Source organism: Polaribacter butkevichii, assembly GCF_038024105.1.
In the GTDB taxonomy this organism is placed as follows: Bacteria; Bacteroidota; Bacteroidia; order Flavobacteriales; family Flavobacteriaceae; genus Polaribacter; species Polaribacter butkevichii.
The window spans coordinates 2,399,970-2,421,230 of record NZ_CP150661.1 but is presented as its reverse complement, the minus strand read 5'-3'; the positions used below and the strand labels follow the sequence as shown (position 1 = coordinate 2,421,230).

General features: G+C 30.6%; 19 protein-coding genes. 11 read left to right on the top strand and 8 right to left on the bottom strand.

Annotated features, from left to right (window positions below; all coding sequences use genetic code 11):
* The first annotated feature begins 121 nt into the window (after positions 1–121).
* The 10 genes from cyoE (at position 122) to tsaB (ending at position 7,497) form a co-directional block, all read left to right on the top strand.
* A complete protein-coding gene (gene cyoE, locus WG951_RS10270) occupies positions 122–1,024 on the top strand; it encodes a heme o synthase (protein WP_105049890.1) in 903 nt (300 codons plus the stop codon).
* Between the two features lie 2 nt (positions 1,025–1,026).
* Entirely contained in the window at positions 1,027–1,614 is a 588-nt protein-coding gene (locus WG951_RS10265; RefSeq protein ID WP_211296743.1) for a cytochrome c oxidase subunit 3, read from the top strand.
* Between the two features lie 58 nt (positions 1,615–1,672).
* Positions 1,673–2,656: a cytochrome c oxidase subunit 3 gene (locus tag WG951_RS10260; protein ID WP_105049891.1), complete on the top strand. Its 984-nt coding sequence runs from the start codon at positions 1,673–1,675 to the stop codon at positions 2,654–2,656.
* A gap of 85 nt (positions 2,657–2,741) precedes the next feature.
* Positions 2,742–3,083 carry a cytochrome C oxidase subunit IV family protein gene (locus WG951_RS10255; RefSeq protein ID WP_105049892.1) on the top strand — a complete coding sequence of 114 codons (342 nt, stop codon included), beginning with the start codon at positions 2,742–2,744 and terminating at the stop codon, positions 3,081–3,083.
* Positions 3,084–3,160: 77 nt separating this feature from the next.
* Positions 3,161–3,826, top strand: a complete 666-nt coding sequence (locus tag WG951_RS10250) for a hypothetical protein (RefSeq protein WP_105049893.1) — start codon at positions 3,161–3,163, stop codon at positions 3,824–3,826.
* Positions 3,823–4,524, top strand: a complete 702-nt coding sequence (locus tag WG951_RS10245) for an SCO family protein (RefSeq protein ID WP_105049894.1) — start codon at positions 3,823–3,825, stop codon at positions 4,522–4,524. Before WG951_RS10250 ends, WG951_RS10245 begins: the two co-directional genes overlap by 4 nt.
* Positions 4,517–5,056, top strand: a complete 540-nt coding sequence (locus WG951_RS10240; RefSeq protein ID WP_105049895.1) for a DUF420 domain-containing protein — start codon at positions 4,517–4,519, stop codon at positions 5,054–5,056. Before WG951_RS10245 ends, WG951_RS10240 begins: the two co-directional genes overlap by 8 nt.
* A complete protein-coding gene (locus tag WG951_RS10235) occupies positions 5,049–5,270 on the top strand; it encodes a hypothetical protein (protein WP_105049896.1) in 222 nt (73 codons plus the stop codon). Before WG951_RS10240 ends, WG951_RS10235 begins: the two co-directional genes overlap by 8 nt.
* Before the next feature lie 121 nt (positions 5,271–5,391).
* Positions 5,392–6,723, top strand: a complete 1,332-nt coding sequence (locus WG951_RS10230) for a TolC family protein (RefSeq protein ID WP_105049897.1) — start codon at positions 5,392–5,394, stop codon at positions 6,721–6,723.
* A gap of 87 nt (positions 6,724–6,810) precedes the next feature.
* Positions 6,811–7,497 carry a tRNA (adenosine(37)-N6)-threonylcarbamoyltransferase complex dimerization subunit type 1 TsaB gene (gene tsaB, locus WG951_RS10225; protein WP_105049898.1) on the top strand — a complete coding sequence of 229 codons (687 nt, stop codon included), beginning with the start codon at positions 6,811–6,813 and terminating at the stop codon, positions 7,495–7,497.
* Here tsaB and WG951_RS10220 read toward each other — a convergent pair.
* The gene (locus WG951_RS10220) at positions 7,487–8,287 is read right to left on the bottom strand and encodes a mechanosensitive ion channel family protein (protein WP_105049899.1); all 801 of its coding nucleotides are present in this window, start codon (positions 8,285–8,287) and stop codon (positions 7,487–7,489) included. The genes tsaB and WG951_RS10220 overlap by 11 nt on opposite strands.
* A 172-nt stretch (positions 8,288–8,459) precedes the next feature.
* Positions 8,460–8,660 carry a dodecin family protein gene (locus WG951_RS10215; RefSeq protein WP_105049900.1) on the bottom strand — a complete coding sequence of 67 codons (201 nt, stop codon included), beginning with the start codon at positions 8,658–8,660 and terminating at the stop codon, positions 8,460–8,462.
* Between the two features lie 145 nt (positions 8,661–8,805).
* Here WG951_RS10215 and WG951_RS10210 point away from each other — a divergent pair, with 145 nt between their 5' ends.
* Positions 8,806–9,156 (top strand): toxin-antitoxin system YwqK family antitoxin, encoded by a 351-nt coding sequence (locus tag WG951_RS10210; RefSeq protein WP_105049901.1) that lies wholly within the window; start codon positions 8,806–8,808, stop codon positions 9,154–9,156.
* Between the two features lie 350 nt (positions 9,157–9,506).
* Here the strand turns inward: WG951_RS10210 and WG951_RS10205 are convergent, their stop codons facing one another.
* Genes WG951_RS10205 through WG951_RS10180 form a run of 6 tightly spaced genes read right to left on the bottom strand, consistent with a single transcriptional unit; the run spans position 9,507 to position 21,089 of the window.
* Entirely contained in the window at positions 9,507–10,226 is a 720-nt protein-coding gene (locus WG951_RS10205; protein WP_105049902.1) for an energy transducer TonB, read from the bottom strand.
* A gap of 58 nt (positions 10,227–10,284) precedes the next feature.
* On the bottom strand, positions 10,285–10,575 hold the full coding sequence (locus tag WG951_RS10200; RefSeq protein WP_245893559.1) for a VanZ family protein: 291 nt from the start codon (positions 10,573–10,575) through the stop codon (positions 10,285–10,287).
* A gap of 58 nt (positions 10,576–10,633) precedes the next feature.
* On the bottom strand, positions 10,634–11,014 hold the full coding sequence (gene gcvH, locus WG951_RS10195; protein WP_105049903.1) for a glycine cleavage system protein GcvH: 381 nt from the start codon (positions 11,012–11,014) through the stop codon (positions 10,634–10,636).
* 27 nt (positions 11,015–11,041) lie between these two features.
* Positions 11,042–18,184: a cell surface protein SprA gene (sprA, locus tag WG951_RS10190; protein ID WP_105049904.1), complete on the bottom strand. Its 7,143-nt coding sequence runs from the start codon at positions 18,182–18,184 to the stop codon at positions 11,042–11,044.
* A gap of 5 nt (positions 18,185–18,189) precedes the next feature.
* Positions 18,190–18,771, bottom strand: coding sequence for a Holliday junction branch migration protein RuvA (ruvA, locus tag WG951_RS10185; RefSeq protein ID WP_105049905.1), 582 nt, complete (start codon positions 18,769–18,771; stop codon positions 18,190–18,192).
* A 35-nt stretch (positions 18,772–18,806) separates the two neighbouring features.
* Positions 18,807–21,089, bottom strand: a complete 2,283-nt coding sequence (locus WG951_RS10180; RefSeq protein WP_105049906.1) for an NADP-dependent malic enzyme — start codon at positions 21,087–21,089, stop codon at positions 18,807–18,809.
* Positions 21,090–21,261: the final 172 nt, after the last annotated feature.

Genomic DNA, 21,261 nt, shown 5'->3' with positions numbered 1-21,261 from the left:
TCTTTTTCATAGCAATTTTCCCACTCAATTTATTGAGTGGGTTTTTTATTTAAAGTTAAAAGCTTAATTAAATGGTGGTAAAGTCATAATTATCAAATATCTTTGCAAACTATTTTGAGAAATGGAAACAAAAGTAATTACAGACAATAAAATATCTATGCAGGCGATAATTTCAGATTTTAAGCAACTCACAAAAGTTGGTTTGTCTCTAAGTGTTGTGTTTTCTTCTGTTGCGGGTTATTTGTTGGGTGTAGAAATTATTGATTATTTTACCCTTATTTTGTTGGCAATAGGAGGTTTTTTTATGGTTGGTGCTTCTAATGCATTTAATCAAATTATAGAAAAAGATACCGATGCTATTATGAAACGTACTCAGAACAGACCTTTACCAACTGGTAGAATGTCTGTAAATGTAGCACTTACTGTTGCTATTTTGTTTACTATTTTTGGACTTTCAATTTTATATAGTATTAACGCTAAAACAGCCTTATTTGGTGCTATTTCTATATTTTTATATACAAGTGTTTACACACCATTAAAATCTGTAACACCTTTATCTGTTTTTGTAGGTGCTATTCCAGGAGCTATCCCATTTATGTTAGGTTGGGTTGCTGCTACCAATCAGTTTGGTATGGAAGCAGGGTTTTTATTTATGATTCAGTTTTTCTGGCAATTCCCACACTTTTGGGCAATTGGTTGGTTACAACATGAAGAATATCAGAAAGCCGGTTTTAATATGCTTCCTATGGGATTAAAAGATAAAGGAGCTGTAAAACAGATTATTTTTTACACGGTAATTATGATATTAGTATCTACTTCGCCTGTTTTAAAACTATCTGGGGCATTTTATATATATCCTGCAACAGCAGTAATTGTTGCCTTATTAGGTATATATATGTTGTATTTTGGAATTAAATTACATAAAAGTGAAGAAAACATTGATGCAAGAAAACTAATGCTATCAAGTGTTTTGTATATTACACTAGTGCAAATAATCTACGTAGTAGATAAATTTTTACATTAATAATGATAGTAGAACAAACATTAGAACAAGAATTAAAGGTTGCTAAGAGAAAATCTGCAAAACCTATGTTGTGGATTTCCATGATTAGTATGGTGATGTTTTTTGCAGGATTAACAAGTGCATACGTAATAAGTATGGAAAGAGATGATTGGGTTTCTTTTGATTTACCTCAGGCATTTTATGTAAGTACAGTATTAATCGTAGCAAGTAGTATAACACTTTTTTTGTCGCAAAAATTCTTAAAAGAAGATAAAAGACAACTATCTTTAATACTTGTAGTTGTTACCTTATTATTAGGAATAGGATTTGTTTGGCAGCAATATGTTGGTTTTAATCAACTAAAAAGTGTAGGCCTATTTTTTACAGGTCCAGAAAGTACGGTATCAACATCTTTTATTATAGGAATCACTTTTATGCACGTTTTACACCTGTTAGCAGGGATTATAGTGCTATTAGTTGTTATTTATAATCATTTTAAATACAAATACAAATCAGACAATATGCTTGGGTTTGAACTCGGTACAATCTTCTGGCATTTTGTAGATATACTATGGATTTATCTATTTTTCTTTTTCTATTTTATTAGGTGATGAAAAATAGCTATTTTTGGCGCACTAACTAAGAACACTAATTAATAGAAATTATTATATGGAAGCAAATATTGCTATACCTACAGATGGTAAAGAAACTTGGAGCGGTGGTGGTGTAAAACCATTTGGAGCAAGTTATGGTAAAATGATGATGTGGTTTTTTATCGTTTCGGATGCATTAACCTTTTCGGGATTTTTAGCAGCTTACGGTTTAACACGATTTAAATTTATAGACTCTTGGCCAATTGCCGATGAGGTATTTACTCACTTTCCTGGTTTACATGGTGTACATGCACCTATGTATTACGTTGCATTAATGACTTTTATACTTATTGTTTCTTCTGTAACAATGGTATTAGCTGTAGATGCAGGTCATCAAATGAAACAAAAAAGAGTAGCATGGTATATGTTTGCTACTATTATTTTTGGAATGATTTTTATTGGCTCTCAAGCATGGGAATGGAAAAACTTTATTTCTGGTTCTTATGGTGCTGTAAAAACTACTGATGGAAGAATTTTACAATTTGTAAAAGACGGACACCAAATTGCATTGTCAGATTTTGTAGTAGGTGAAAGAGCAGACGGTAGAGTACAACAAACTAGAGAAAATGGATTGTGGTTCGAGAAAGAAGAAACAATTGCTAACTATTCGATAGCTCAAATTCAAAGTTCTTTTAAAGCAAATCCAGATATACAAATTCGTTCTGAATTGATTGATCCGGCAACAAAACAAAAAATAATTCTTTCTAGAGAAGAAGGATTAGCTCAATTGGCTAAAACAAAATTGGTTGTAGAAGGAGCTAACTTGCATGTAAATGAGTATGGAAATACTATTTTTGCCGATTTCTTTTTCTTTATAACTGGTTTTCACGGTTTTCACGTATTGTCAGGAATTATAATTAACATCATTATTTTCTTTAATGTTGTTCTAGGTACTTACGAGCGTAGAGGACATTATGAAATGGTAGAAAAAGTAGGTTTATATTGGCACTTTGTAGATTTAGTTTGGGTATTTGTATTCACATTCTTCTACTTAGTATAATTAAAAAGAGTACCTCTAGGTAAATTCTAAAGGTTTCTGTTAAAATTATCATTCCAGCGAAAGCGGGAATCTAAAAAATATTAAAATGGCACACGCACACGAATCAAACACAAAGAGAATTTGGGTAGTTTTAATACTACTAACCGTTATAACAACTGTAGAAGTTGCATTTGGTATTGTTAAACCAGCTTCTTTACATCTTACAAGCTTTTTAGGTACAAGTCCTTTAAACTGGTTATTTATCATTTTAACATTGGTTAAAGCATATTACATTGCTTGGGCTTTTATGCATTTAGAGGGAGAAAAAAAATGGTTTAGACGATCTATAGTTTGGACCGCAGTTTTTCTAATTTGTTACCTAGTAACATTACTCTTAATAGAAGGTGGTTATTTATATGACACTTTAGGACCACTTGTAAAATGGTAAAATAAAAAATTTAAAAGGTGGTTTTAACCACCTTTTTTTATATACTGAAATTAATTTTAGTACCTTAAAAAGAATAGATGATGAAACTTACTAAAAAAAGAGTTGTATTATTTTTACTATTTATTTTTCCATTAATCTGTTTTTTAATTTTATCAACCGGAAAAAATAACTTTACTAAATTACCTGTTGTTACTAAAGGTGTTGTTGATGTTTCTACCTTAGATACCTTACAAACATTTAAAGATAGAATTTCTATTGTTTGCTTTTTAGGTAACGATATAGATACACAAAAAGGCGGTTTCTTTAATCTTAACGAGAAAATTTACAAGAAATTTATAGAATATAAGAAATTTCAGGTAATTGCTATCTATCCCAAAGGAAAAGAAGAAGAAGTTAAACAGCTTAAAAAAGAAATTAGTGCTTTTACAGATATGGTAAAATGGAATTTTGTTGCCGGTTCTAAAGAAGAAATAGTAACTTTACATGGTAGTTTTAATTCTGGTAATGCATTATCTAATTTATACACATCTAACGTTTTTTTGATTGATAAAAACGGTAATCTTAGAGGTAGACTTACCGACGCAGATAGTAAAGATGGAAAACTTATTGGTTACAATATGAATTCTGTTTCTGAGTTAAATGCTAAATTAAAAGATGATGTTTTAGTACTCTTTTACGAGTATTATGCTGCATTTAAAGAAAAAAACGAAAATAAAGCAGATAGAAAAGAAGTTGGGTTATGAACAAAAAGTATTCTTACATAGGTGTATCATTTGTTATCCTTTTATTCGGAATTTATGTTGTTAGAAATTTAGATAGAAGAATAAATGATAATGATCTTGTGCAACATGATCGATTGGATAGAATTGACAAAAAATCTGGTAAAAAAAGTGGTTTATATACATTTAATAAAGTTCCAGATTTTGAGTTTGTAGATCAAAACGGAAAAATAATTACCAATAATGATTACAAAGGAAAAGTTTATGTTGTAGAATTTTTCTTTTCTACGTGTCCAACTATTTGTCCTTTAATGAATAAAAAGATGGTTACTATTCAAGATGAATTCTCTTCTAATACTAACTTTGGTATTGTTTCTATTTCTATTACGCCAGAAATAGATACACCAGAAGTTTTAAAAGAATATGCCTTACAAAATCAAATAACGCATAAAAATTGGCATTTGTTAACAGGTCAAAATCAAGAAATTGTTTATGATTTAGCTAATAAAGGATTTAAATTATATGCAGGTAAAGGAGATGAAGATCATGGAGGTTTTGAGCATTCTGGTTTGTTTGCTTTAGTAGATAAAGAAGGAAATATTAGATCTAGAACAGACGAGTTTGGTAATCCAATTATGTATTACAGAGCTTTAAGTGAACAAGGTTTTCCTGACCAAGTAGAAGAATTAAAAAAAGATATTAAAATTTTGTTGAATGAGTAATTTAGCACAAGAAAAAAAATATAAGAAAATTATTACAGGCTTATCCATTGTTATTCCTTTGGCAGTGGCAGCTTTATTTGGTATTAATTTAAGAAAATTAGGTTTTAATGTAGCGCCTTTAACTTTTTTACCTCCTATTTATGCATCTATAAATGGTATAACTGCAGTTGTTTTAATAGCAGCAGTTATTGCAATTAAAAAAGGAAATAGAAAGTTACATGAGCAGTTAAATACATTTGCAATTGCCTGTTCTTTAGTTTTTTTATTACTGTATATTGGGTATCACATGACATCTGATTCTACTAAATTTGGTGGTGAAGGTGCTATAAAATATATTTATTATTTTATTTTATTTACGCATATAATTTTATCAATTATTATAATTCCACTTGTACTTACCACTTTTATGAGAGCAAAGTTGGGTAATTTTCCGCAACATAAAAAAATAGCAAAACTTACATTTCCTTTATGGTTGTATGTAGCCATTACGGGTGTTGTTGTTTATTTAATGATATCTCCTTATTATGTATAAAAAAAGAGTAATTATATGGTTGTTGTTGATGGTTTTTACATCACAGGTTTCATTTTCTCAATGTGCAATGTGTAAAGCTGTAGTAGAAAATGGCGATGTTTCTATGGCGCAAGGTGTTAATAATGGAATAACCTATTTAATGGTTTTTCCGTATCTCTTGGTAGGTGTTTTATTTTTTGTAATTTACAGGTATAAAAAAAATGCTAAAAATTAACATTTATATAAGATTGATATCTTGTAACAAATTTTACTTTTAGTCGTCTTATTGAAACATTATAAGAATTTTTTCTTTTTGATGATTACATTATTTTATATCAACCCAAAAAAAATACGTTTTGAAGACTAAACTTATCCTATTTGTAGCTTTTTTTACTGCAATTGCTACTTTTTCACAAAAGAAATGGACTCTTAAAGAGTGTGTTAATCAAGCTTTAGATAAAAATATTTCTATTCAACAGAATAAATTAAACTTAGAAATTGCAAAAACGGATTTAAAGAGTTCTAAAGGAAATTTTTTACCTACTGTTAGTGCCAATTCTGGTGGTAATCTTTCTGCAGGTTCTAACTTTGATCCTGTTACAAACAACAGATCTGCAAGCACAACTTTTTTTGGTGGTAATGTTGGGGTAAGTGCAGGTATAACTGTTTTTAATGGGTTTAGAAATTTAAACTTATACAAGCAAGCAGAATTAGGTATCGAAACAAGTAAATTAGATTTAGCAAAAATTGAGAATGATGTTTCTCTGTTTGTTGTAAATGGATATTTAAACGTTCTTTTTGCCAAAGAAAATTTAGAAGTAGCTAAAGTTCAGGCAGAAATAAGCAAAAAACAGATAAGTGCTGCTAATGATAGGTTTGAGGCCGGTACTATTGCAAAAGGAGAATTATTAAACTTTAAATCTACCGCTGCTAATGATTTACAAAGTGTAATAACTCAAGAAAATGCATTAGACCTTGCGCTCTTAAATTTAGCACAATTATTACAGGTTCCGGTAAATAATTTTGATGTTGCCTCCTTAGATGTTCAATCACCTTCATCTGATTTGTTGTATAAAAATTCATCTGCAGTTTATGATAAATCTTTAACAAAAATGCCAGAAATTAAACGAGCTAAATTGGCAATAGAAAATGCAGATTTAGCTATTGCAATTAGCAAAGGAAGCTATTTACCAACAATTACCAGTTCTGTTTTTGCTAATTCAAATTATAGATATATTATAAAACCAACAGGTATTTCTACAGGAAACTTCTTCGATCAATTAGATGGTAATTTAGGTTATGGAGTTGGTTTTAATGTTAGCGTTCCTATTTTTAATGGTTTTAAAACTGATGCTAGTGTAAAAAGATCTAAAATAAATAAAGAAATTTTTGAAACTAGATTAGAAAGTGAAAAATTAAATTTAAAACAAACTATAGAGCAGGCGTTTTTAGATGTAAAATCATCTTTAAAAGCATATGAAGCTGCTAAAATTTCTTTAGAAGCACAAAAAGAAGCATTTAAAAATGCACAAGAAAGATATAATTATGGGGTAATGACGTTGTTCGATTTCGATTTAGTTAGAACCCGTTTGGTTAATGCAGAAGGAGCCATGATACGTTCTAAATATGATTATGTTTTTAAAACAAAAGTGTTACAATTTTATTCTGGAGAACTTATTTTAGAATAAATATAATATAGATGAACTTTAGAAGCCTCGCAAATTTGCGAGGTTTTCTTTTTTGGATGACTTATATTTGCATAAAAAATATAGAACTTGGTAATTATCCTTAACATAGAAACCGCAACCAAAAATTGCTCTGTTAGTATTGCAAAAAATGGTGAAGTTATTGCGCTTAAAGAATTAAATAATGGTAAGTATTCCCATGCAGAAGTACTGCATCCTTTTATTTTAGATGTTTTAAATGAAGCAAATCTTACTTCTAATCAAATAGACGCTGTAGCGGTAAGTAAAGGACCAGGATCTTATACGGGCTTAAGAATTGGTGTTTCGGCTGCAAAAGGGCTTTGTTTTGCTTTTGATAAGCCGTTGATATCTATTAAAACCTTAGAATCTTTAGCGTATGCTATTTCTGTTGATGAAGGCGTAATAATATCGATGTTAGATGCAAGAAGAATGGAAGTGTATGCTGCTGTTTTTAACAAAAATCATGACCAGGTAAGAGATATTAAAGCAGAGATTATTGATGAAAACTCTTTTGCGGAATACTTAGAAGCTGGTAAGGTTACCTTTTTAGGTGATGGTGCTCACAAGTGCAAAGATGTAATTACTCATAAAAATGCTGTTTTTGTTGATGATAAGTTTCCTTCTGCTAAAGAAATGGCGCAATTATCTTATGATAAGTACAAAAAAAACGACATCGAAGATGTCGCTTATTTTGAACCTTTTTATTTAAAAGATTTTGTAGTGATTCCAGAAAAGAAAAAGAAACCTACTTTTTAACATTAACTTGATGTGGATAAGGAATTTCAATTCCTGCTTTATCAAGTGCTAATTTTACATTTTCTGTTACATCAAAGTATACATTCCAGTAATCTTCTGTTTTACACCAAGGTCTTACAGCAAAATTAACAGAACTATCTGCTAATTCAGATACAGTAACTCCTGGGGCAGGGTCTTTTAATACTTTTGGATGAGAAGTTAACACATTCATTAAAACTTCTTTTGTTTGCTTAATATCTGCATCATAAGAAACGCCTATAGTTAAATCTACACGTCTTGTACCTTCTGTAGTATAGTTAACAATATTTCCGTTTGATAATGTACCATTTGGTATTATAATTTCTTTGTTAGATAAACCAGTAAGCTTTGTTGTAAAAATTTCAATTTCTTTTACAACACCAATTTCACCTTGTGCTTCTATTAAGTCACCAAGTTTAAAAGGTTTAAAAATCATAATTAAAACTCCTCCAGCAAAGTTTGCTAAAGACCCTTGTAATGCTAAACCAACAGCTAAACCTGCTGCTGCTAAAATAGCCGCAAAAGAAGTAGTTTCTACCCCAAGTTTAGAGATAACAGCTATGATTAATAATATTTTTAGTCCCCAACCAATTAAGTTCCCTAAAAATTTTTGAAGCGTAAGGTCTATTCCACCTTTGTTCATTACTTTTCTAGATGTTTTAACAATTAGTTTGATAACTAATAACCCAATAATTAGAATTGCTAATGCAACTAATATTTTTGGTGTAAACTCAATTATTAATCCTTTTAAATATTCAAGATATTTATCCATTTTTTATTTTTTGTTATAAATTAACTGCAAAAATAATGGTTTCTTATTGAAGAACGAAAAGATTAACAACTATAATAATTAGACATAGAGTTTAATGTTGTAGTTGTTTTTATATAATAAAAAAGCGATTTAATTTTACATTAAATCGCCTTTAAATAATTCTTTTTATGTTTTAATTTACTTCAAAAGTAATTTTTAAGTTAACTCTAAACTCGGTAACTTCATCTCCATTAACAACAGCACTTTGCGATTGTACAAATACAGATTTAATATTTTTTACCGATTTAGAGGCTTGTTTTACTGCCTTTCTTGTTGCTTCTTCCCAACTTTTTTCTGAGTTTGCTAATACCTCAATAACTTTCATAACTGCCATAATCTTATTTTTTAGTTAATATCTAGTAAAGGTATTAAATTAATATTTATTTACTCAATGTTAATTTAATGTTACCAAAATGTTTTTTAATTGTAACTTATTATGTATATTTGTATATATATTATGAACCCTAAAAAATAAAATCATGAAAAAAATACTAACACTTATAGTTCTTTGTGTAGCAGCAATAGGATATTCTCAAGATAAAGAAGTAACTTATACAGCAGAAGGTAATTTGGTAAAAGCTACTTATTACTATGAAGATGGATCAATAAGTACTCAAGGTTACTTTAATGATAAAAAATTAACCGGAGAATGGACTCGTTTTGATAAAGAAGGTAATAAAGTTCAAATAGCCAATTATAAAGACGGTAAAAAAGTTGGCAAATGGTTTGTTTGGAACGATGATTCTTTAAGAGAAATTAATTATGATAACAATGCAATTGTTGATGTAAATTTATGGAAGCATGAAGCAAAGTTAGCTTCTAATAAATAAAAAATACTTTATGTAGTTTTTAAGGCTATATTAAACTCCAAAATAATATATTTTGGAGTTTTTTTATGGAGTAATGTTTCCTTAATAAATGGCATTATTAAATGTCTTTCTGTTACTTGTTATGTTTATAGAATTTGTTTAGTTTGTATAACTAAAAGTTGTTTTACTTAATTTATAGAGTATATATTTAAAAGGATTGATGTTTATATAGGTCTTATTGTACTTTACTATTTAGTAGTGAAAATATACTTTGTAGGTTTAAAGTAATCTAAGAAGGCTTTATTTAAGCTCATAAAAAAACCGTTTAGAGCATGCTCTAAACGGTTTTTTTATTTGTGTTGTAAACTCTATTACTCTACAATTAATGTAAATGGAATACTATATTTTACACCTACTGGTTTTCCTCTTTGTTTACCAGGTTTCATTTTAGGTAATTGTTTCATCACTTTAATAACCTCACTTTTAATTTTTGGGTGTGGTGCTCTAGCGTTTACGTTAACAATATTTCCGTTTTTATCAATTTTAAAACCAATAAATACTCTTTTTCTACCTGGAGATAAACCTAGTTCGTTAGGTAAATTTGCATCAAATTTTCTTGAGAAGTGCTTTTGTACCATTTTACTAAAACAAGCTTTTAACTCATTTTTACTTCCTTTACATCCAGGAAATACAGGTACATCTTCAATAATCATAAAACTTACATCTTCTACAACTTCTTCTACTTCTTCTACCTCTACAATTTCTTCTACTTCTATTGCTTCAGTTTCATCTGTTTCAGTAGATTCAATTACAGTTTCTTCAACTTCCTTTTCATCTTCAACAATTTCAATTTTTTCTGGTGCTGGTGGTGGTGGCGTTTTTGGTTTCACTGGCTCTACTCTTTCAGTAATTACAGTTTCTTCTTCCATTTCGGCATTCATCGTTACAGTACCTAAATCACCAATATTTCTATCGTATGTTTTCTTTTCTATTGCAGCATAGGTTACAAATAATGCTAAAACCAAACCTATTTGCATAAAAATTTTACTGTAATTTTCTAAATTTGATTTTGGGTGTTTTTTAATTTCCATTGTAAAGAGTTTTTAATAGTTCGCTAATTTAATTAAATTATTGGTTTATATACAAGTCTTAGTATGAATTAACTGTAATTTTTTTTAATATTTGATTAAAAACGAACAATCCTAATAAAATACCTAGGGTATTTGCAAGTACATCTTTGTAATCGCCTGTTCTGTATACGGTTAATGTTGCTTGCAAAACTTCAATAATTATGCCAAAAATTATGCAACTAATTACGATAACATATTTTAGTGATTTTTTTTTATAAAATGAGAACAACCAGCAAATAGAAAGTGCAAAGTATGCAGACAGGTGATATACTTTGTCTATGTTATTAAAACTTTCTTTAAGCTTAGGCATTCTCATTAAACTTAAATATGCAATTGTAATTGTTATTAGTATTGCAATGATATAAAAATTATCCTTGAATAAGTTCTTTATACGCTTCTGCATCTAATAAATTTTCTATTTGAGAAGTGTCTGATAATTCAATTTTAATCATCCAACCTTTACCATACGGATCAGAATTTACAAGTTCTGGTTCGTCTTCTAAAGCTTCATTAAATTCAATTACTTCACCTGTTAAAGGCATAAATAAATCTGAAACAGTTTTAACCGCCTCTACAGAACCAAAAACATCTCCTTCTTCTACAGTATCGTCTAAGGTGTCTACATCTACATAAACGATATCTCCTAGCTCTCCTTGTGCAAATTCTGTAATACCAACTGTTGCAGTATTTCCTTCAATTTTAATCCACTCGTGATCTTTTGTGTATTTTAACTCTAATGGTAATTTCATTCTTTAATTAATTTTATAGTGTTATTGTTAATTTCCTCCTAGGTTATAAATAATATTAAATCCTCCATTAATCGACTGTCTCGGAAAAGTGGTTGAGATTGCATATTTAGATGTTTGATGATTATAGTAAAATGATGCTGTTAGGCTATTGCTTAATCTATAATCTGCGGTAAATTTAATAGAAAAAAGTTTCTGTCCACCACTTATTTGATTATTATCTTCATCTACAGATCTAATTTGTGTTAAATTATCTCTTAAAGATACATCTGCTCTTAAGTTTATATCTCCTTTTAGAGTTTGTTTTTTTCCTGTAAATCGGGTATTAAACTTTACGTCTTTAAATACATAACCCATTCCAAAAACATATTCTGTTCCTTTAATATCAGTTAAAGTACTGTTATTAAAATTCATGGTAAGGGTTCTATCTCTTTTTACTTCTCCTCTAAGTGAGAAAGAGTTTCTCATTTTCATATCTAATTTAATTAGTGGAGAAAATTCATCAACTAAAGTGGCAGCAGCTACTAATAATTCTGGTTCATAATTGTTAGCTACATTTATATTTGCATACGGATTATTACCATCATACTGCAAGTTGTTTGTAAAACTAGATAGGGTATAAGAAGATCTATAACCATGTGATACTACAAAGTTGCTAAAGTTTTTCTTAAAGAATTTTAATTTCATTAACCCATTGTATCTAAGTGTCCAGTTAGGAATTGGAATATTTCTAAATAAACCTGTGTTTACTTTATCAGGGCTCTGCCCAGAATATGCAGCCATAAAAGCAGGTAATAATACTTGTTGACTATTTGCACCAAAACCACTTACCGGAACTCCATTTTCGTTTGCAAGTCTGTTAGAAATGATACTTCTATAGTCTCTTAATTTTTGAAACAATTCATCGCCGTCTGAAAATGCCGTAGAAACCATAGAATAACTAGTACTAAAGTTTCCTGTTTCAAAAGCAGCAATATTTTGATCTAACTCGCCAAACTCAGTTCCGTTATTTATAACATCTAATTGTTGAGATAAATCTCTTGTTTTAATTTTATTACCCCTAACATCTATATTTAAATCCTTAATTGGTTTTAAGGTAAATGTATAATCTAATTTGTTGTAATGTGTTTTACTGTAGGTTTTATTGTAATAATCTCCATCAGCATCTCTTGGTGTTACTAACCATCCATTTTCTAAGGCCTTGTTTCTAATGTCTACTTGACTACCAAAGGCAAAAGAAGTAGGTGCGCCTCCTAAAAAGCCAACATCTTCTGTGTAACCTGGTAATAATTGTCCGTTGTTTTCCGAGTAGCTAATTTTACCTTGTTTTATAGATGTTAAAATATCATAAGTACCTTTTAGAATTGTTTTACCAATAGATAGTTTTTTCTTTTTATTTATTCCAGCTGTGCTTCTTCCAGGAGTTCTAGGTAAACTAGCACCTTTTAATCCTTTCGATTTTTTTGCTTCTCTAAGGCTTCTACGTTGACTCTTGGTTAGTAATAATTTTTCGAAACCAAGGCCTTTGTAAAAGCTATCAAAATTTAAAGTGGTATTTAAATTGTGGGTATTAGCATTCTGAATTACGTTTCCAATCAAATCTACAGAAGATACATCAGCGCCATCAACATCTATAGTGTTTTGTGGTGCCGCTTGCCAATCAAAATCTGCCGTGTATGCATAATCTGCTTTAATAAATTTTAAAAACGGAATTTTATCAATTGGTAAATTATAGGTTCCGTTTAATGTTTGATGATATTGGTTTGCTCTTCCTGTGTTAAAGAAATCATCAAATACTTGAATCTCATCATTACTATTAAAAGTATCATACACATAACTATTGGTTGCATTAAAATTTAATTGCAACGATTTTGTTAAATCAAAACCAATTGTGTAATCCCAATCAAATAAGAACCTACGTTGTTTTAATTCTGGTTGTGGAGATAATCCTTCTACTAAATTTCTAGATTGTTGTTCGTTATAATTTCTATTGATGCTAGAATTAACGGCAAATGTTTTAGGTATTGGGTTAAAGTTAAAATCTTTTATCAACTTTAAATATTCACTTTTAAAGAGTGATGAGTTTTTAAAAGGTTCTATTGGTTTAGAATCGAAACTAAAGTTATAAGATGCAGAAGCTCTTACACTTTCGTTAATACGTTTTTTGATGTTGTAATTTCTCTGAAATTCTTTATTATGTGCATAAGAAACTGCTAAATTTTCTACATCGTAAAACTTAGGTTTTTTTGTAGAATTAGGGTTTCTATTCTTTTTTACGTTTGTAAAACTAATGCTAGTTCTTTTAGTATAATCTCTAGAAAACTCACTGTTTTCATTTTCTCCTAAAGCATCTGCTAGTTCTACATCTTGAAATTGAGGATCGTATTTAGGGTCTATATAAACCTCACCAACACTATAACTCATAGGTAACTGAATTCCCCAATCTTTTGGAGTTAAGACTTTTCCTAAATTAATGGTTGTAGCAACATCATATTGTTTTGTTTCGTCTAAACTACGTTGGTTTACCCTTTCTTCTACATTACCAAAACCTACGGTAGACATACTACCAGATAAAGATACATTTGCTACATCCGCAAAATTGGCATCGGCATTTAATACTGCAGCCCAACCACCTTGGTTGTCAAATCCAGAAGAACGTAATTCATTAAACCAAACCTCTCCACTTATTGGCGATGTTGTATTGTTTTTTAGCCCTAAAACAATTGTTTTTAATTGTGCTAATGTTGGGTTTCCTTTTACAGCTATTGTATACGGAATTTCTGGATCTTGTTCTATAGAGGTGTATAAATCTGTAATTGCACTTCCAGCTCTATCTCTTTCTAATTTTACTAATCCGAAAGTTTCTAAAAAAGCGTTTAAATTATTTGCTTCTGGCCAAAGATCTAAGGCAGAAGTACCGTTTGTAGAAACTTTTAATGGAACTTCTATTTGATAATAGTTGTCATCTAAATCTGTACCTAATCTTATAATGGCAGAAAAGTCGTTGTCACTTATGGCAAGAGCGCCTTCATTCTTTTGAAGATGCATAAACATCTTTAAATTTTTGAATCGCCTTAAATCCATACTAATATTTTTGTAAATAGCCCTTGCTTCATTTGCAGGCAGGTTGTTTACTTTTAAGGTAACAGATTGTTCGTTTTGCAGTTGTACACTAGTACTACCTTGCAAACGCTCTCTTTCTATTCCTGGAGGTTGTATGTAGCTTCCTTCGTTTTGCTCGATACTTACAACACCAACTTCAAAATCTTTTAATTGATTATCATCTAAATCTATAGGAGTTGTTAGGTCTTCGTCTAGTGTTTTTGTGTAACGTCTCCAATCTCCACGTACCAAGTCTAATTCTCCAAAACGAATTACAACAGGTATTTTAAAATTGGTTAAAAACATTCTCATAAAACGGATACTATTAAAATCTGATATACCATTAACTGGTGTTCCGCTTCTTATAGGAACTCTAAATTGATACCACGTTGTTTTTTGATTTACACCGTTTTCTAAAGTAACGTCTGTTGTTTTTTCATCAACAATAAAATTCTTTCCTACTACCAAATCATTTCTATTCATAGAAATTTTATACTCGTAGTAACTTTCTACGGTATTCATGGTTTGATCTTTATTAATATCTTCTACATCTGGATACGATGTTGATGATGTTGGATACGTTTCTGGAGATTGATTTAAGGTTGGTGAGTTGCCTTGTGTGTTGTTGTAGTTTTTATATCTAGTAATAATTGATGCATTATTAGCATCTAATTGCGATCCTCTAAAGTATTGAAAGTTATCTGATGCAGGGTCATTTGGGTTTAATTTACTAAAGTTAGAAAGAGTAGTACTGTATTTAGCAAATTCATCAGTATCATTTAAACCATCAAAACCAACATCTTGGTTAGCTCTTGCCTCATCATCTTCATTAAAAGCATAAATAATAGATGGGTTTGTAGGTACTTTACCCCAAGTTGTCGGAGCTGTATTTAGATCGCCACCCGTTTCTGGTAAACCATTTTCATACATTTTACGACTATCTTTTAAGATGTCTTCGGATACATTACCTAAGTTAATGTATAAATCTCCTACTTGGTTTGAAACATCGTCAGGATTCATTCCTGCAGGTAAACCTTCTTCTGGTCTAATTGAATAATTTTCATAAGGGTCCATCACCCAAAATTGTACATACTCTATATTTGCTTGATCAAAATTATTGGTTGTTAAAGGTCTCATAACGCCTCCCCATCTATTTTCAGGATCAGAGAAAGTACCATCTGTATTTACATTGATTCCTGTATCAAAATTATAAGAACCTCTTTCTGATGGGAAATAAGCCAAATCTAAGGTTCTTATTAATGAATTCTGCGTAATGTCTAATTGAATATTAGGAAACAACTCTCTATAATTAATTTGTCTTGTTTCTGCTCTAGAAAGTTCTGCTGCACTTATGTTTGATGGAGTATCTCCTGCTCCGTAAAAAATTTGATCTACATTATACCAAGCCAATCTTCCTCTTTGGTAATTGTAAGATAAATCTTCTTGTTCACCATTAAAGCCAGGGAAATATTTAGGAGTACTTGCTTGGTGCCAATCTAACGGAGATAAGATGCTAATTGGTATTTGAGAAGCTTCGAAATCATCTATATAAGAAGTTGCTGCACCTGTTACGTCTATTCCGCTTGGTGTACCAGGAAGTAAGTAGGCCATATCTGCTCTAACTGATAAGTTAGAAGGCACATCTGTATCTACAAAAGGTAATTTATTTGCCAATTTTGTAAAATAAGGCACTTCTGTAGAATAATCTACATTTACCCCAAACATGGTGTTGTTTATTGGGTCTGAACCAAAGTTTACTTTAGGAGTAATAGGTCTTTCATTTACATTTAAAACAGTTGCACCAACAATAAATTTATCAGAAAATTTATGTTCAACATCAACACCCATAAATGTTTTTCGTTGTTGATTAAATACGGCATTGTTTTCTGTAGACACACTAATTGGTGTTCCAGATGCTTGCAAGCCTGTATCTATAATTTGTACACGACCAAGTTGATAATCTACCACATAATCTACACCTTCTACCAATTGTCTACCACCAGCGGTTACTTTTACAGATCCTCTTGGTACATTAAATGCGCCAATTGGTATCCCTCCAGAAGTTTCTGATTTAAAATATCCTTTTAAGAAATATTTATCTTTATTTTGATAGTTGTTTTGTGCATTTACCTTGGTATTTAAATAAAGTTCTTTAAATAAGTAAGTAGCATCTTCTGTATTTATTAGTTCATCTGCTAAATCATTACCAAAAGGTTCTGGCTCTGGGAAAAAGATAAATCCGTTTTGAGAATTAACAGTGATGCCTTCTACATAATCGAAAAATCCGTCTGGTTCTCTAAACTGACTTTGGTCTAACTGGTCTAATTTTAAAATTTGTAGTAAAGGTAAATTAGCGATTCCTGCAGTTTTAGCATTTTGTAAAACGTTAGAAGGAATTCCTGTTTGATCATCTCTATATTGAATTTCGAAACGAAAACCATCCTGCGTTAGCGGAAAAGCACCTAAAGCGTATACGTTTTTCATCATCAAACGCCATGTAGGAAAAGATTCTTCAATAGTAACTCCACCAACAACTCTATCTCTTTTTGTTTTTAAAATCTCACTACGTAATAATTTTACAGCTAAAGCCTGAGGTGCTAATATTCCGTCATTAGAAAATTCACCAACTTTAAAAGAGTTTTTTGTGCTTCCTGTAACACCTCCAGCAATGGTATACTCATAAGCAACGGCTAAAACTTCACCATCATTTAATCTTCTATTTAAAGAAATAAAACCCAATTGAGCATTTAAGGTGTATTCACTTGTGTTTAATTTTCGGGCATTTTCTAACACAGAATAATCTGTACCTTCACTCATGTTGTAAGGCTGTAACGTGCTATTTACGGTAGAAATACTTCTAATTCCGCTAGTTGTAGTTAGTAAGTTAGATAAATTATTAGACTCATTTGCAGGAATATTTCCACCCGTAGTTGTTGGCGGACTTGTGGGTTGTACTTCTCCTGTTTGATTTACCAAAACATCTGTATCAGATTCTCCAATATCTGCTAAAGCCACAATACTTCTATAATCTTCTGTACTAGCATTTCTGTTGGTTATCCAAACTTCTACTCTTGTAATGTTAATTTGACTGTTGATTAACGGATAATTTTTAAGAGAATTTGCGTAGTTGTCTATAAAATACTGTGATAAGAAAAAGTGACGATCATTATCATAATCTGTTGCCTGTAATTGAAATTCTTGTATAGATGCTCCACCTTCTGCAACAACAGTTTTACTTTCTGAGTTTTGCTGAGAAAAGACCGCAGTTATGTTTGTGTTACCAAATTTTAATTGTGTTTTTACACCAAATAAACTTTGCGCACCGTTAATTAAAGAGTTTTTAATGGGCATAGAAACGTTACCTGCTTCTATTCCTTGTAAAATATCATCTTCGGTAGGTTCGTAACCAATTTTTACTAAGTTCTGAAAATCGAAAGTAGATTGTGTGTCGTAATTTGCAGTGAAATCTAAACGTGTACCAACTTGGGCACGAATACTTGCATTAATTTGTTGATCAAAATCGAACGTAAAACTACTTCTATTTTCTTCTGATAATTGTGGGTTTTCTGTATTCTGATAAATAAAACCTAGCTTTAAATTTAAACTTCCTGTAGGAGTTACTTTAATTTCACTTCCACCAAAAATAGTTTTAAAAAAATCTGAATTTACATAATAAGTAGGCAGTAAATCTTTTTGAGCGTCTTTAGAACCCTTTTTCTTAGAATTTGTAGCGCTTACTTTGTCTTTATAATATTGCGTCATATCTTTTTTTAAGCGATAATCTGCGTATTCTCTTTGAGTTAGATAAATAGGAGTTTTAGTGTAATAATCGCCTATTTTTTCTATAATTACATATTTGTTTAAATCTTTATCAAAGATAATTTCTTTCTCTGCTAAATAGTCTAAAAACAAACCTCCGGTTTGATCTTTTTTAAAGTTATATCTTAACTTTAAAGTATCATTTTTTACGGTAATAGAATCTGTATTTTTATTTGTTTGCGCATGTAGGGAAATGTTTGCTATAAAAGCAAAAGCAAGAAATAAGATTATTTTTTTTAAAAAATTTCTCAAAATTATTATAAATTTTTTAAGGCTAGTTTTATTAAATTTTCTACGGTGGCCTCGGGGTTTTCTTTTAAAATGTTAGAGATTACTTTCTCAGACTGTTTTTTATTAAAACCTAAAACCTCTAAAGCAGATAACGCTTCATCTTTACTGGTATTGCTTGTAAATGTAGAAACTTCATCAATATTAAAAGTTTTTAAAATTTTATCTTTTAAATCAACAATTACTCTTTGTGCTGTTTTTATACCAATTCCTTTTACCGATTGTATTAATGGTACGTTTTCTGATGCAATTGCATGTTGTATTTCTTCTGATGTCATAGAAGATAACATGGTTCTTGCAATACTTGGCCCAACGCCAGAAACAGAAATTAATAGTTTAAAAACTTCTCTTTCTGTTTTAGAAATAAATCCAAAAAGGGTGTGTGCATCTTCTCTTATAGATAAATGTGTGTATAAAACAACCGCTTCATCATCTGGTAAACTAGAGAAAGTGTTTAGAGAAATATGTAATAAATAACCAACTCCGTTGCAATCTACTACAACTTCTGTTGGATTTTTTTCTACCAACCTCCCTCTAATTTGTGTAATCATAGCTCTTTTTTTCTTTGCGACTAAAGTAGTAAATATTATTTGTTGTTTCTTTTTTCTTTTTCCTGGGCGTCTACAGCAGCCAAAGCAGCCATATTTACCATTTCATCTACACTAGAACCCAATTGCAAAATATGTACAGGTTTACTTAATCCTAAAATGATAGGGCCAATAGATTCTGCGTGGTTTAATTGTTTTAATAATTTATAGGTAATGTTTGCCGATTCTAAGTTAGGGAAAATTAAAACATTTACTTTTTTACCATTTAGTTTAGAAAATGGAAATTCTTTTGCTAGCATTTCTGGGTTTAAAGCAAAATCTGCTTGTAATTCACCATCTATAACTGTATCTGGAAAATGACGATGTAAATAAGAAACCGCCTCACTAATTTTCTTTGAAGTTTCAGAACTAGAAGATCCAAAGTTAGAAAAAGAAACCATTGCCATATTTGGAGACATACCAAACATCTTTACAAAGTTACCTGTCATTTGTGATATCTTAACCAATTCTTTCGCAGAAGGGTTTACATTGATGGTGGTATCTGCTAAAAATAACGGACCTTGTTTCGTTAACATTAAGTTGGTTGCAGCAATTTTGGTAATTCCTTTGTCTTTTTCAATCAATTCTAAAATTGGTTTTAGAACTGTTGGATAAGGTCTAGAATACCCTGTAATTAATGCATCTGCTTCTCCTTCATTTACCATCATTGCAGCAAAGTAGTTACGCTCTCTCATTAATTTTGTAGCCTCGGATAGAGTACGTCCTTTACGTCTTCTGTTTTTCCAATAAATATTTCCAAAACGCTCTCTTCGTTCTGTTTCTTCATCGGTTTTTGGGTCTATAATTGGCACATTTGCTGTAAAACCAATTTCTTCTTTTAATGCTAAAATTACTTCTTTGCGTCCTAATAATATCGGTTTACCAATTTTTTCATCGTGCACCCTTTGTGCTGCTTTTAAAACATCTAAATGGTCTGCTTCTGCAAAAACAATGCGTTTTTTATTACTTTTTGCTCTGTTGTGTAAAAGTCTTACTTCTTTACTTCCAGAACCAGAGCGTTCCATTAATTCTTCTCGGTATTTATGCCAATCTTGTATTGGTTGTAAAGCAACACCAGAATCCATCGCTGCTTTTGCAATGGCTGGTGGAATTTCATAAATTAATCTTGGGTCAAAAGGTTTTGGAATAATATATTCTCTACCATAAGCTAAACTTACTTCATCATACACAATATTTACTTGCTCTGGAACAGATTTTTTAGCTAAGTCTGCTAAGGCATGTACTGCAGCCATTTTCATTTCTTCATTAATTTTAGTAGCTCTAACATCTAAAGCACCTCTAAAAATAAATGGAAATCCAAGTACATTATTCACCTGGTTTGGGTAGTCAGATCTACCTGTTGCCATAATAATATCTTTTCTTGTAGCAACCGCTAAATCGTATTCTATTTCTGCAACAGGGTTTGCCATTGCAAACACTATTGGGTCTTTTGCCATAGACAAAAGCATTTCTGGAGAAACAACGTTTCCTTTAGATAGCCCAATAAAAACATCTGCATTATGCATGGCTTCTTCTAAAGTATTTAGGTCTTTGTCTGTTGCAAATTCTGCTTTTTGTGGAGTAAGATTACCTCTATCTTTTCTAATAACTCCTTTACTGTCGCACATGACAACATTTTCTTTTTTTACACCTAGTTTTAAATACAATAGGGTACAAGAAATTGCCGCTGCTCCAGCGCCATTTACAACAATTTTTACTTTGCTAATATCTTTGTTTGTAATGTCTATGGCATTTTTTAATGCTGCAGCAGAAATAATTGCCGTACCGTGTTGGTCATCGTGCATTACAGGAATGTCTAATTCTTCCTTTAATCTTCTTTCAATTTCAAAAGCTTCTGGGGCTTTAATATCCTCTAAGTTGATGCCTCCAAAAGTAGGGGCAATTGCTTTTACTGTTTGTATAAAAAGTTCTACATCAGTTGCGTCAACTTCAATATCAAAAACATCAATATCTGCAAATATTTTAAAGAGTAGTCCTTTTCCTTCCATAACAGGTTTAGAGGCATCTGGACCAATATCACCTAAGCCTAAAACGGCAGTTCCGTTAGAAATTACAGCTACTAAGTTTCCTTTTGCTGTATATTTATATGCGTTGTTTTTATCCTTTTCTATTTCTAAACAAGGCTCTGCAACACCTGGTGAATATGCCAGTCCTAAATCGTGTTGAGTAGCGTATTTTTTAGTAGGAACTACTTCTATTTTTCCTGGTTTTGGCTTTGCGTGATATAATAAAGCTTCGTGTCTTTTTCTAGAATCGCTCATGATATTAAGTCTTTGCTTGTTTAAGCTTACAAATATATGATTTTCAGCGGAAGAGAAAATTTATTTTCTATTCTTTTAAGTGGTTATTTTTTTATTAAAAAAAGCTTTTATCCTAATGTGGTGCCTTAAAAAATAATTTTTACTCCTTGTTTAACAAATCTTTAAAAGGATA